An 11,904-nucleotide genomic window follows, 5' to 3' on the forward strand; every position below is an offset into this window, starting at 1 on the left:
ATCGGGCGGGTCAGAGGTCGACGACTTCGAATTCGAGGAGGTCGGCGCCGGTGGCGACGGGGTTGGTTCCGCCGTGGGTCGCGCCGGCCCGTCCTTCGCGCCATGCCTGGTAGTCGGCTTCGCTTGCCCAGGTGCTGACGACGAAGTAGCGGTCTTCTCCCTTGACGGGGCGCAGCAGTTGGAAGCTTTCGAAGCCGATGTGCTGGTCGACGTCGTGTGCGCGACCAGCGAATCGGGCTTCCAGGTCAGCGCCGCGACCTTCGGGGACGTTGATGGCGTTGATCTTCACAACAGACATGGGTGGTTCCTTTCTTAGGTGGCCTGGAGGGTTAGTGCCCGGCGTTCACAGGAGTGACGAGGAAGTCGTCGAGATTCGGGAGTTCCCGACGGACTTGCCCTGCAGCGTGCTCGGCGACATGGGTGGCGTCGTGCAGACTGACGGCCTCAGTGATGATGGTGGCGGCGCCGAGGAGTCGGTGCCCGGACCAGCGCAGTTTCACGTGCTGCACGCCGGTGACGCCGGTGGTGTGTTCCAGGGTGTGTTCGACGCGTTCGATCAGCCGCGAGTCGACGGCATCCATGAGGCGTGCCCCGACTGACTTCACCGTCCCCCACAGCAGGATCAGGATCGAGATCGCGATAAGCAGACCGATGATCGGATCCGCGAGCGGGAATCCGAGCAGCACCCCGATCGCACCAAGAACCACGGACAACGATGTGATGCCGTCCAATCGGGCGTGCACCCCGTCGGCGACGAGGGCGGCGGATCCGATCTTCCGCCCGACGCGGATGCGGTAGATCGCCACGATCTCGTTGCCGGCGAACCCGATCAGACCGGCTGCGATCAACCACCACGCGTTCTCCACCGGACGCGGATGGATGAACCGGTCGATAGCTTCCCATCCGGCAATCACTGCCGAGAGGGCGACGACGAAGATGATGAACAGCCCGGCGAGGTCTTCCGCCCGCCCGTACCCATACGTGTAGCGGCGAGTCGCGATCCGACGACCAAGCACGAACGCGATCCACAGCGGGACGGCAGTCAGCGCGTCGGCGAAGTTGTGGATCGTGTCGGCCAGTAGAGCTACCGAACCGGTGAAGAGCACAAACCCGAACTGCAATAACGTCGTGCCCAAAAGCACGAACATCGAGACCTTAACGGCCGTGACTCCCGCTCTACTCGCCTCCAGAGAATCATCCACTGCATCGGCGGCGTCATGCGTGTGCGGCACGAACAGGTCGTACAAGAACCCCTTCACACCGCCATGCGGATGTGAATGCTCGTGATCTTGATCGCCGTCGGCACGAGCATGGTCATGGGCGTGCTCGTGGGAATGCTCGTGGACGTGACCCTTGTCGGTGTGCTGGTGCGTCACGATCTACGCCTCGGCTTGTGCGTGGTGATGGCGGGGCGTACCGCCGAGAGAGTGCTCGGCCTGGAAGATCGCGTCGGTCACCAGCTGCTTCGCGTGCTCGTTCTCCAACCGGTAGAACACCCGCTGACCGTCCTGCCGGGTCGCCACGATCCGTGCCAGGCGCAACTTCGCCAAATGCTGCGACACCGCAGACGGCTGCTTATCGAGGATGTCCGCCAAATGGTTCACCGACAGCTCCTCAACATCCCGCAACGCGAGAATGATCCGCACCCGTGTCGCATCCGCGAGCATCGAGAACACCTCGACAGCCAGCTCCACATATTGGCTGTCCGGCTCACGCCCACATATCGGCTTATCTGCATCCATACGCAGATACTAGCGACCCTGCTTGGTCGCGGCGTGCGCAAGCCGGTCCGCTGGGTGCTGTTCCTGAAACGACTCTAGGAATCAGGGTGGGGGTCGGACACAATCGGGAACTCCAGTTCGAACACGGCGCCCCTTGACGACGTGCTCACGAGCCTGGCGGTCGGTCGACGGAAGCGTTTCTCGAAGCAAGGGAGACGGATGAAGGAACGAAAAATGAAGTAGGCGGACAGGAGACAGAAAATGGAGAAGGGAGAGGGGCAGGACAGACGAAGGATCAAGGAAATCTAAGGGACAAAGTTGCTAATGTACGCAGGCACTTTGCCGTGGGGGGCGTGCTCTCGTCTACGTCCTTGCGTACACCGGGCTGCGCTGGGGTGAGACCATCGGGCTTCGTGCAAAGGACATCGACCTAAGAACTCGACGCATCAACGTCGTCGTCAACGCGGTCGAGGTCGGCAGCTACATCGAGATCGGCACGCCCAAGACCCACAAACGACGAGCTGTCGCCTTCCCCGAATTCCTGCTGCCGATGCTGAAGGACCAGGTCCAAGGCAAGGCACCTGATGACCTGGTCTTCCCTGGACCCAACGGGTTCCATATGCGCCGCACCCGAGTCAGCGCCGGGTCCAAGTCTTGGTTCAAGACAGCATTGCGCCAGGCCGAACTGGAACCCATGACCCTGCACGATTTACGGCACACTGCCGCAAGCCTCGCCATCAGCAGCGGCGCCAACGCGAAAGCCGTCCAGCGCATGCTCGGCCACGCCTCCGCCGCCATGACACTCGACACATACGCCGACCTCTTCAACGACGACATCGACCGTGTCGCGGCCGCACTCGATCACGACCGAAACTCCGCAATCGGGGCCGCTTAAACGGTCATCGGCGACTCTCGACTCACATTGAATGCGGCCAAAATGCGGCCAAACCCTGGAATACCGAGCAAGAAGAAGGCCCGAGATCTGCGTCATTCCGCGGATCTCGGGCCTCAGGTCGTGGCGGAGACGGAGGGATTTGAACCCTCGGTCCCCTTGCGGGGACTCCACCTTAGCAGGGTGGTGCACTCGACCGGACTATGCGACGTCTCCATGTGCGCACCGCCAGGCGGACACACGCAGACAATCATAACGGACCCGCGACACCCCTTCGAACCACCTGAGTTTCCGCCCTCCGGCGGGCCAACAACGTCCGGCCCCGTTGCCGCCGAGTGGTCCCTCTGCATGCGTGAGGAAAGGGACCGGGGGCGCTAAACGGACCAGGCGCCGCAAGGGAACCGGTATCGCGGACCGACCAGACTACGCCAGAGGCCGGCGCCGGGGACCGAACGAACGAGCGAGGGGGCACGCGCCGCGGACGGACCCGGGAGGCGGGCGGAGGCCGACGCGTGACCGGGCGGCGCAGGAACCGTGCACGCCGACCGCATCCGGGCTTGACCCCCGTTCGAGGGGCGGGCATGGTGGACCAATGTCTCCTGACTTCGAACCCGTGTGGCGCTCGCTCGACGAGCGCGTGGCATCCGGATGGGCTCCCGGCATCGTCGCCGGCGTGCGCCATCACGGCCAGACCCAGTTCTATGCGACCGGCGGCTACGACTTCGCCGGTGTCGTCGATCCCGCCCCCATCCGCGTCGACACCCCGTTCCGCATCGCGTCGCTGACGAAGATCGTTGCGGGCGTAATGGCCGCCCATCTCATCAGCGACGACCTGATCGATCTCGACGACGAGATCACCGAGTGGATGCCGGAGCTCGCCGACCGACGCGTGCTCCGCTCGCCGGATGCCGACCTCGATGACACGGTGCCCGCTGATCGCGAGATCACCGTGCGCGACCTGCTGACCTGCACCAGCGGACTCGGCGTGCAGTTCGAGCGGACTCCGCTCGCCGCGGAGCTCAATCCATTCGGCATCGGCCCCCTGCCGCCGCAGTTCACCGTCGAGGAGTATCTCGACCGCATCGCCGCGCTTCCGCTGGCGCATCAGCCGGGCGAACGCTGGATGTACCACACGAGTGCAGACCTGCTCGGCATCCTGCTTTCCCGGGTCGCCGAGCAGTCGCTCGACGACTTGCTGCTCGGCACGATCACCGGTCCGCTGGGTCTGACGCACACGGCCTTCTTCACCCACGACCGGCTGCCCACGCAGTACCGGCCGGCCGGCGAGGGGCTCGAGATCGCCGAAGACTACGATCGCGGCTTCTCGCAGCCGCCCTTCTTCGAGAGCCTCGGCGGCGGGCTGGTGTCAACCGTGCCCGACTTCATGCGCATTCTGGGAGCAGTCGCCGACGGTGAGCTCCTCCCGCCCGAGATCGTCGCGCGGGCGACGACGTCGCAGCTGGATGCCGTTGCCCGCCGCGGCCTGGACGAACTCGCCGGTCCCGGGGTGGGCTGGGGCTGGGGCATGTCCGTGGAGACCGGCACACCGCATCCGTGGTCCGCGCCCGGACGCTGGGGATGGACCGGCGGATCCGGCACCAGCGCATACGTGGATCCCTCGCGCGACCTCATCGGCGTGGTCTTCTCGCAGCGATTCATGGCCGGGCCGCAGGAGTCGTTCGGGTATTTCTGGGAGCCGCTGGCGGCATCCGTCGACCACGGCTGACGCGCGCCAGGCGTTCGGCGCTGGGGCCCGCGCCAAAGCGCCATGTGCGCACTGCAGCGCCACCCAGGAGGGCGCACGAGTGCGCACATGGCGCTGTTGCTGTTCTCGCGAACGCGGGGTCGGACGGACCCGGGCTCGCCCTCGGTCAGACCGCGACGGGTTCGGCCGCCGCTACCTTCGGGTCGGTGCCGGCGGCTGCCGCGGACACGACCGCCGCGCGACGAGCCGGGTCGTAGCTGCCGCCCTTCTCCTGAAGGATCACGTTCATGCGGTTGAACGCGTTGATCAGCGAGATGCGGGCGACGATCGCCGCCAGCTGCTCCTCGTCGAAGTGGGCGGCCGCGGCATCCCACACGGCATCGTCGATGCCTCCACTGTCGGCGAGGCGCGTCGCCTGCTCGGTCAGGGCGAGCACCGCGCGTTCGGCATCCGTGAAGACCGTGGTCTCGCGCCAGGCCGCGACGAGGCTGAGGCGCAGCGGCGTCTCCCCAGCGGCGAGCGCGTCCTTGACGTGCATGTCGAGGCAGGCGCCGCATCCGTTGATCTGGCTCGACCGGACGTTGATCAGTTCGTCGAGCGAGGCCGGCAGCGCCGACTCCTCGATGACCCTGTTGGCCGAGACGACGTACTTCACGAACTTCGGCATGACGGTGGTGGCGAATGCATTGAATCGGGCCACGATGTTCTCCTCTTCCTTCGTGGAATCACCTACACGCTTGTGACGGTCGCCACGGCGAAGAGGTAACACAGAGGTAAGAGGAAAAGGACTGTCAGGCGGATCGGGCAGGCAGATCCATGGCCGCGATGCGGGACGGATCCGTGATCGACTCGACCTCGGTGATGCGTCCTCCGACCACGGTGCAGCGCATGACGGCGATGGGTACGCCGTTCGTGCGCCACGCGATCATGCCGGGGCGGCCGTCGACCAGCACACGGCGTCCGGTGAATCGTGCGTTCTGTCCGCGCTCTGCGTGGCGGGCGAGCTCTTGCGAGCCGTGTCGCTCGATCACTCCGCGCGGTGTGTGCACGCGCCAGATGAGATCGGGGTCCAGCACCCGCATCAGTCCGTCGAAGTCGCCTTCGCGCGCCGCGGCGAGGAAGGCGTCCACCACCTCGCGCTGACGACGGAGGTCGGTGGGGCGTTGCGCACCCCGCACCTTGCGACGGGCACGACTCGCGAGCATCTTGGTGGCATCCGTCGATCTGCCGATGATGTCGCCGATCTCGGCGAACGGCACGGCGAAGGTGTCGTGCAGCACGAAGGCCAGGCGTTCGTCGGGCGTGAGCGTGTCGAGCACGATCTGCAGGGCGGCACCGACCGAGTCCGCGAGCACGGCGTTGCGCTCAGGCGCGTTGTCGTTGTCTTCGGCGACGATCCAGTCGAGACGGTCGTCGAGCGGCGACTCCGGCTTGGCGCTGCGTGTGCGCAGCGTGTCGATGCAGATGCGGCTGACGACGGTGGTCAGCCATCCGCCGAGGTTGTCGATAGATGCCTCGTCCTGTCGCGCGAACCGCAGCCACGCCTCCTGCACCGCGTCTTCGGCATCCGCTCTGGATCCCAGCATGCGATGCGCCACAGCGGTCAGACGGCCGCGCTGACCCTCGAACAGCTCGGCCATCGCCCGGTCATCGCTCGAAACACGCACCATGCCACTCTCCTCGCTTGTGCACCGTCATGAACCATGACGGAGCCGCGGGCGCGAAGGTAACACGCGCAATGAGTCGCAGGGGTCGAGGTCTGCACGAGCCCACCCGCAGCCGGTCCGCACGTGCGCCATGTGCGCCGCCGCGCCACCCTCGACGGCGCGATAGTGCGCGACGAGCGTGGTCGCGCAGCCAGTAAGCCCTGTGCCGATGACGCGATTAAGGAGGGCAGACGACCTGTCCGGGCGACCTGACTGACTGCCTGATCGGCGTCGGCCACTAGCTGCCGTTGGAACAGGTCTGGGTCGCCGCGGTCTGACCGTGCACGTTGTCACCCAGCTGCACGGGGGTCGACGTGTCGGTCGGGGTCGCGGAGCTCGATGCACTCGAACCCGATGACTTGCTCTTGCCCGACTTGCTCGCGTCGGCGGACGGCGCAGAACTCGGTTGCTGAGCCGGCTGGTCCGTCGAGGTGACGGATCCCTCGCCCGTTCCGCCCGTGATCGCGAGCGGTTGATCGTTGCCGAGCGCGTCCATCAGGGTTTGTGCCGAATCCTCGTCGGGAACGACGCGGTTGCTGTCGTCCGGATCGTCGACCACCGGGTACTGCACGAAGCTGATGTCGGCCCAGTTCAGGCTCTTCATCGCGAGCGCGATCTGGTACAGCGTCGTGACGTTGTTGAGGCTGTCCGAGAGCTGGATGTTGCTGGTCGCCGCCTTCGCCAGACCCCACAGTTTCACCGGATTGCTGATGGTTCCATCGCTCATCACCGTGCGCACCAGCGACGACAGGAACACCTGCTGGTTGCTGATGCGGGACAGGTCGGAACCGTCGCCGACACCGTGCCGCGTGCGAAGGAACTGCGTTGCCTCGACCCCCTGCAGCGTCACGTTGCCCGCCGGGAGATCGAGATCGGTGTCGGGGTCGTGGATGCCGTCCCCGCCGATGCACACCTGCACGCCGCCGACGGCGTTGGACATGGCAACGACGCCGTCGAACGAGATGAGTCCGGCGAACGGGATCTTCAGCCCGGTCAACTGCTCGATGACGAGAACGGTGCAGGCGAGGCCGCCGTCCGACAAGGACGAGTTGAGCTGCGCCTTCGACATGGCGCTGTTCCATCCGCCGTTGCCGTCAGGGCACTTGGGGAACGGGAGCATGAGGTCGCGCGGGAAGCTGATCACCTCGGCATGGGTGTGGTCCTGCGAGAGGTGCAGCAGCATCGTCACGTCGTTGAGGCCGACGCCTTCGCTGTCATCCGTGGTGCCGTACTGGCCGCCCTGACCCGACCGCGTGTCGGTCGCGGCGATGAGGATGTTCACTCCACCGTCGATCGCGCCGATGTCGGGAACCTCGCCGGCCTTCTCGCCGACCAGATGAACCGACTTCTTCGAGTCGCTGACAAGGTTTGCCGCCGCGACGCCCGCAATGCCGAGCACGCTGACCACGGCCACAGCGGTGACGGAGGCGACGATCTTGCCGAACGTCGCCCAGGGACGCGAGCGCAGGCGTCCGTGACGGGCGATACCGCCTGCGGAGCGATCGATGCGCGCCGAGGCGCGGCTGTCTCGGGTGCCGCGATCCGTCATGTGCACCGCCTCTCATTTCGTCCGTTGGCCATGGGCCGACCCTCGTTGGGCCGGCGGCCGTATCGTGCTGACAACGCAGCTCTGCGGCCGTCTGATGTGGTTCCTGGTCTGGGCGACGGGCCTGAACGTGTCATGGCCCGTCTTCGACGCTAATCGATGGAGATCGGTGAAACCCGAATTAACCTGAGTGAAAGGTGGGAACGCATCAGTCGGTGCTCTCGAATTCGGCGAGCAGGGCTGCGATCCGCCGTTCCCGCGTCGGTGCCGTTTTCGCCTGTTCGATGACCCGGATCCGCTGCTTTCGCTGACTCGGAGTGAGGCGGTCGAAGCCCTCCCGTGCGCCGCTCTCCGTCTCCAATGCCGCCGCGACGTCGTCGGGCACCGTCACCGTGGTCGGATCCGAATCCACCTCGATGGCGACCGTCACCTCCTCGCCGGTGGCGACCCCCGCCGCTGCCCGATTCGCGTTGCTGAGACCGATGAGGTTGCGGCCGCGCATGATCGCGATGCGGGTGCTCCAGGTGTGATCGCCGAGGGTGACCCGGATCCGTGGACGCTTTCCCGCACCGAGTGCCTCCACGACGGATGCCGGTACCTCTAGCCCGTGCATCGGCTCCGGCGGCTCCACGATCGACTGGAACTCCACGCTCGTCATCCCCTCACGATTCCCTGCCCGGGTGCCTCGCACACATCAGCGCCTGGTCCGCGTCACCGTGCCGTGGTGTCCAGTAGCCAGTCGAGCGCGACCGGCAGACCCTTGAGTGCCGACACGTGGCCGTCGTTCGGACGCAGCCAGAGCTGCGCCGCGGGAAGGTGCGCCGCAAGCCACTCTCCGTGCGGACGCGGGATCACGCGGTCGCGACCGCCCTGCACGACCAGCGCGGGGCATCCGACCTCTGAGAGCTCGAAGCCCCACGGGGTGGTGAAGGCGACGTCGTCGTCGATCTCTCCCCACGACGTTCCTCCGTCCGCGGTCGCCAGTTGCGACGCGAGGTTGGCGTCCGCGCCGAGCGATGCCCAGTCGCCCTCCAGCACAGCCCAATCGACGTCGACGAAGACCGACTCGTCGAACTCGGCGGTCTCGCCGTGACGACGCCGGGCGTCTCGCCCGCCGGAGAGCGCCGATGCGAGTCCACCCGGCGCGGCCATGCCCTCGAACCAGGGGTAGTCGTCGACATAGGGCGCGACGCCGGCGAACGTGACGGCGCCGACCACGCGATCCGGATCGAGCGCTGCGCAGGCGAGCGCGTGAGGACCGCCGCCCGACCCGCCTACCGTCGCGTACTTCTCCAGTCCGAGCACGGTGGCGGTCTGCACGACGTCGGATGCGGCATCCGCCACAGTCCTGCCCGGCCAGACCGTGGTGCCCGGATAGCCGGCGCGGGCGCACGAGACCACACGGATGCCCCTGGCGGCCGCCGCCTCCGCGATCGGCGGCAGGATGCTGCCGGTCTGCGGCGTTCCGTGGTGCCATAGGATCGTGAGCCGGCCGGCATCCGGGCCAGTGTCGAACACCCGGACGTTCCTGCCGCTCGGCAGTTCGATGTCACGCTCGATGGACATGCATTCCCCCTCGATGTCCACGTTATCGGCGGTCTGCTGTCAGCGCAGCGCCGGTAGCGTTAAGGGTCGGATCCATCGGCGCCCGAGCGCCGATGCCGGAGCGATCGGGATCGGATCGGGTCCGTGTCGGTGGGATCCAGTGCAATTCGTGTCGAGTGGTCCTGTCGGACGGAGGGAGCAGCCGTGGCGTGGTTCGATCGCTGGCGCAAGCGGCGCATCCTGAAGCCGTATGACGACGCTGCGATCGTCGTGCAGGAGCCAGCGACGGTCGAGCAGTCCGTGCTCGAAGGCGTGATGATCGCGGAGTACGCGGTGCGCCTGCGCCTGAAGAACGCCATCGCCGTGGATGCCGTGGTGTCTCCGCGGGCGTATGACGAACAGGCGTATCTGCCGCTGGCGTCCGAAGCGTTCGAGGAACTCGCCGACGAATCGCAGGCGGTATCGGACCGGCTCACGGAGGAGCTGGCTCACTCGATCGGGCGCCCTGGCAGGGCGGAGCACGTGCACGACTACCGTCGCGGCGACGAGAACAACGTGCGGCACCGTCTCATGGTGGCCACCGACGCGGCGAGCGCCTACCGGGAGAAGGCGCAACAGGAGGATGCCCTGCTCGAGCTCATCGAGCAGGCGCGCCGGGATGCCTGGCATGAGGTCAGCAGCTCACTCGTCGACCACGCCCTGCAGTACACCCCTAATGCCACGCCGCAGCTCGACCCGATCGACCGTGACATCGAGATCGCCAGCCTCCGCGCGGAGCTGGAGGCGATGACGGAAGGGTGAGCTCGAAGCCGCGGGGCGAGCAGTCGCGGACAAGCTCGCCGGACCATCGCGCGGGAGCTAGGGACGGTGCTGCGGACGCAGGCCGTCCATCAGGAGGTCGAGCAGACGGCCGACGCGGTCCGCGTCCTTGGCGTCGCCCGTTGCGACGAAAACACCGACGAGCATGTCCGTGGCGTCCGACGCGTCGACGTCGGGGCGGATCGTGCCGTCCACCGCTCCCGCAGCGAGCATCCGGCCGACGGTCGCGCTGATGCGTTCCCTCGTCTCGCTCATCCGCAGCGCCCCGGAGGACCAGGCCGCCCGCAGCGCGGTGGTCATGCCCTGCTTCGTGGCGACGAACCGGGTGTAGCGATCCATCCAGAGCCGGAGCGCCTCGAACGCCGTTCGGCCAGTGAGGAGGTCGTCCGCGCTGGCGACGACGGCGTCGAGCTCGCTCCGGTAGAGCGCCTCGACCAGCGACTCACGAGTCGGAAAGTTGCGGTACAGCGTGCCTATGCCGACGCCTGCGGATCGGGCGATTGCCTCCAGCGAAACGGCCGTGTCGTCGTGCGCCGCGTCGAAGGCGTCGCGCGCGGAGGCCAAGAGCAGGGCGCGATTGCGCACGGCGTCGGCTCGCAGCTTCACGGGCTTCTGCGGCGCGGCTGCCTCGGGCACGTGCGTCGCAATAGCGTCGCCCGCGTCCGTCATGGGGCGCGTCCCACGGTCGATGCTAGACATCCGGAGGGCCCTCCGCTACGCTGATTCTGTAATCGGAGACTCCTCCGCTTCGTCCCCATCCTATGGCACTGCCCTTCGCGCGGCCATCCGCGCGTCGCCGTCGACCAGCCGATACTTCGTTCACCGCCTTCGGAGGCATCATGTCCGTCGCTTCTTCCTCGTCCGTTCCTTCGTCCTCGGCATCCGACTCGGCCGCACGCGCTTCTGCCGCCCCGTCCGCGCAGGCCGTACCGGGCGGCGCGTATCCGCTCGCAGGCAGAAGCGTGGCGCGCGTGGGATACGGCGCCATGCAGCTGGAGCGGCACTCCGCGCGGCCCGAGGCTGCGGCATCCGTCCTGAGCCACGCGCTCGACCTGGGCGTGAATCACCTCGACACGGCTGACTTCTACGGAGCTTCGTTCGTGAACGACGTCATCCGCCGTGTCGTCGGGAGCCTGGATGCCGTCGCCCGCGATCGCGTGATTGTCGCCACGAAAGTGGGCGCGGAGACCAACCCGCAGGGGCCGATCCCGCTTCGTCCGGCACAGCGACCGGACCAGCTGCGCGCGAACGTCGAGGACAACCTGCGCACGCTGGGCTCCGATCACCTGGACCTCGTGTATCTGCGCCGGCTCGAGGTGCGTCCGGGTATCCAGCCGGAGGGCGATCAGGATGTGCCGCTCGACGACCAGCTGGAGACCATGATCGCGTTGCGCGACGAGGGCCTCATCCGCTCCATCGGCATCAGCGCCGTCACGATCGACACCCTCCGCCGCGCGATTCCCGCCGGGATTTCGGCCGTGCAGAACGCGCACAGCGTGGTCGACCGCACATTCGAGGACATGATGCGGCTGACGGCGGAGCACGGCATCGCCTGGGTTCCGTTCTTCCCGCTCGGCAGCGGCTTTCCCGGGCACGCGAAGGTAGTCGAGCAGCCGGCGGCGCAGGCGGCGGCGCGGAGGCTCGGCGCGACTCCGTCGCAGGTCGGTCTCGCCTGGCTGCTGCAGCGCACGCCGAACACGCTGATCATCCCAGGCACGTCGGATGCAGCCCATCTCGACGAGAATGTCGCGGCCGGAGACCTCGTGCTCGATGCCGAAGCTGTGGCGGAACTCGACGCGCTTCAGGTGGTCGGCGGCGGAGAGATCCGATGGGAAACCGCCGAGGCGTAGAACCGTGAGTCTCCCTGGCCTCGCGCTGGCTTGTGGAGCCCCTCGCATTGGGGTATCCAAGACGCTCCGAAATCGTCCAGAAGGGTCGTCGGCCGTCAGTAGGCTCGCCAACGCGAGGTC

At 67.0% G+C, this 11,904-nt stretch carries 12 protein-coding genes, 1 tRNA gene and 1 pseudogene; 4 read left to right on the forward strand and 10 right to left on the reverse strand.

The features are described from left to right. Positions 1-10: 10 nt before the first annotated feature. The 3 genes from HII28_RS17515 to HII28_RS17525 all read right to left on the reverse strand — a co-directional run bounded on the left by HII28_RS17515 (position 11) and on the right by HII28_RS17525 (position 1,742). A complete protein-coding gene (locus HII28_RS17515; RefSeq protein ID WP_170027125.1) occupies positions 11-298 on the reverse strand; it encodes an antibiotic biosynthesis monooxygenase in 288 nt (95 codons plus the stop codon). A gap of 31 nt (positions 299-329) precedes the next feature. Beyond that, positions 330-1,259 (reverse strand): cation diffusion facilitator family transporter, encoded by a 930-nt coding sequence (locus tag HII28_RS17520; RefSeq protein ID WP_346769394.1) that lies wholly within the window; start codon positions 1,257-1,259, stop codon positions 330-332. 120 nt (positions 1,260-1,379) lie between these two features. Then, positions 1,380-1,742, reverse strand: a complete 363-nt coding sequence (locus tag HII28_RS17525; RefSeq protein ID WP_170027127.1) for a metalloregulator ArsR/SmtB family transcription factor — start codon at positions 1,740-1,742, stop codon at positions 1,380-1,382. A 343-nt stretch (positions 1,743-2,085) separates the two neighbouring features. Between HII28_RS17525 and HII28_RS17530 the strand changes: the two are divergent. Beyond that, a pseudogene (locus tag HII28_RS17530) lies at positions 2,086-2,616 on the forward strand (site-specific integrase); the annotation flags it as partial. 121 nt (positions 2,617-2,737) lie between these two features. Here the strand turns inward: HII28_RS17530 and HII28_RS17535 are convergent. Beyond that, positions 2,738-2,829 (reverse strand) — tRNA-Ser (locus HII28_RS17535). A gap of 376 nt (positions 2,830-3,205) precedes the next feature. Between HII28_RS17535 and HII28_RS17540 the strand changes: the two genes are divergently transcribed. Next, positions 3,206-4,339, forward strand: coding sequence for a serine hydrolase domain-containing protein (locus tag HII28_RS17540; RefSeq protein WP_170027128.1), 1,134 nt, complete (start codon positions 3,206-3,208; stop codon positions 4,337-4,339). Positions 4,340-4,484: 145 nt separating this feature from the next. Here the strand turns inward: HII28_RS17540 and HII28_RS17545 are convergent, their stop codons facing one another. The 5 genes from HII28_RS17545 to HII28_RS17565 all read right to left on the reverse strand — a co-directional run bounded on the left by HII28_RS17545 (position 4,485) and on the right by HII28_RS17565 (position 9,136). Next, the gene (locus tag HII28_RS17545; RefSeq protein ID WP_346769395.1) at positions 4,485-5,018 is read right to left on the reverse strand and encodes a carboxymuconolactone decarboxylase family protein; all 534 of its coding nucleotides are present in this window, start codon (positions 5,016-5,018) and stop codon (positions 4,485-4,487) included. Between the two features lie 91 nt (positions 5,019-5,109). Further along, entirely contained in the window at positions 5,110-5,988 is an 879-nt protein-coding gene (locus tag HII28_RS17550; protein ID WP_240978340.1) for a sigma-70 family RNA polymerase sigma factor, read from the reverse strand. Between the two features lie 274 nt (positions 5,989-6,262). Then, positions 6,263-7,573 (reverse strand): LCP family protein, encoded by a 1,311-nt coding sequence (locus tag HII28_RS17555; protein ID WP_170027129.1) that lies wholly within the window; start codon positions 7,571-7,573, stop codon positions 6,263-6,265. Between the two features lie 205 nt (positions 7,574-7,778). Beyond that, positions 7,779-8,228, reverse strand: a complete 450-nt coding sequence (locus HII28_RS17560) for a YdeI/OmpD-associated family protein (RefSeq protein ID WP_205865035.1) — start codon at positions 8,226-8,228, stop codon at positions 7,779-7,781. Between the two features lie 53 nt (positions 8,229-8,281). Continuing rightward, complete coding sequence (locus HII28_RS17565; protein ID WP_170027130.1) at positions 8,282-9,136, reverse strand: alpha/beta hydrolase; 855 nt, start codon at positions 9,134-9,136, stop codon at positions 8,282-8,284. A gap of 183 nt (positions 9,137-9,319) precedes the next feature. Between HII28_RS17565 and HII28_RS17570 the strand changes: the two genes are divergently transcribed. Beyond that, positions 9,320-9,916: a hypothetical protein gene (locus HII28_RS17570; protein ID WP_170027131.1), complete on the forward strand. Its 597-nt coding sequence runs from the start codon at positions 9,320-9,322 to the stop codon at positions 9,914-9,916. Positions 9,917-9,973: 57 nt separating this feature from the next. Here HII28_RS17570 and HII28_RS17575 read toward each other — a convergent pair whose 3' ends face one another. Then, positions 9,974-10,603 (reverse strand): TetR/AcrR family transcriptional regulator, encoded by a 630-nt coding sequence (locus HII28_RS17575; RefSeq protein WP_170027132.1) that lies wholly within the window; start codon positions 10,601-10,603, stop codon positions 9,974-9,976. A gap of 170 nt (positions 10,604-10,773) precedes the next feature. Between HII28_RS17575 and HII28_RS17580 the strand changes: the two genes are divergently transcribed. Further along, complete coding sequence (locus HII28_RS17580) at positions 10,774-11,784, forward strand: aldo/keto reductase (protein WP_170027133.1); 1,011 nt, start codon at positions 10,774-10,776, stop codon at positions 11,782-11,784. Positions 11,785-11,904 lie beyond the last annotated feature (120 nt).

Source organism: Planctomonas sp. JC2975, from assembly GCF_012985205.1.
Lineage (GTDB): Bacteria > Actinomycetota > Actinomycetes > Actinomycetales > Microbacteriaceae > Humibacter.

What these genes read in the sequence shown, in the direction of transcription:
- HII28_RS17515 (WP_170027125.1), bottom strand. Translation starts at nt 298, where the DNA reads ATGTCTGTTGTGAAGATCAACGCCATCAACGTCCCCGAAGGTCGCGGC.
- HII28_RS17565 (WP_170027130.1), bottom strand. Translation starts at nt 9,136, where the DNA reads ATGTCCATCGAGCGTGACATCGAACTGCCGAGCGGCAGGAACGTCCGG.
- HII28_RS17540 (WP_170027128.1), top strand. Translation starts at nt 3,206, where the DNA reads ATGTCTCCTGACTTCGAACCCGTGTGGCGCTCGCTCGACGAGCGCGTG.
- HII28_RS17560 (WP_205865035.1), bottom strand. Translation starts at nt 8,228, where the DNA reads ATGACGAGCGTGGAGTTCCAGTCGATCGTGGAGCCGCCGGAGCCGATG.
- HII28_RS17575 (WP_170027132.1), bottom strand. Translation starts at nt 10,603, where the DNA reads ATGACGGACGCGGGCGACGCTATTGCGACGCACGTGCCCGAGGCAGCC.
- HII28_RS17550 (WP_240978340.1), bottom strand. Translation starts at nt 5,988, where the DNA reads ATGGTGCGTGTTTCGAGCGATGACCGGGCGATGGCCGAGCTGTTCGAG.
- HII28_RS17580 (WP_170027133.1), top strand. Translation starts at nt 10,774, where the DNA reads ATGTCCGTCGCTTCTTCCTCGTCCGTTCCTTCGTCCTCGGCATCCGAC.
- HII28_RS17525 (WP_170027127.1), bottom strand. Translation starts at nt 1,742, where the DNA reads ATGGATGCAGATAAGCCGATATGTGGGCGTGAGCCGGACAGCCAATAT.
- HII28_RS17555 (WP_170027129.1), bottom strand. Translation starts at nt 7,573, where the DNA reads ATGACGGATCGCGGCACCCGAGACAGCCGCGCCTCGGCGCGCATCGAT.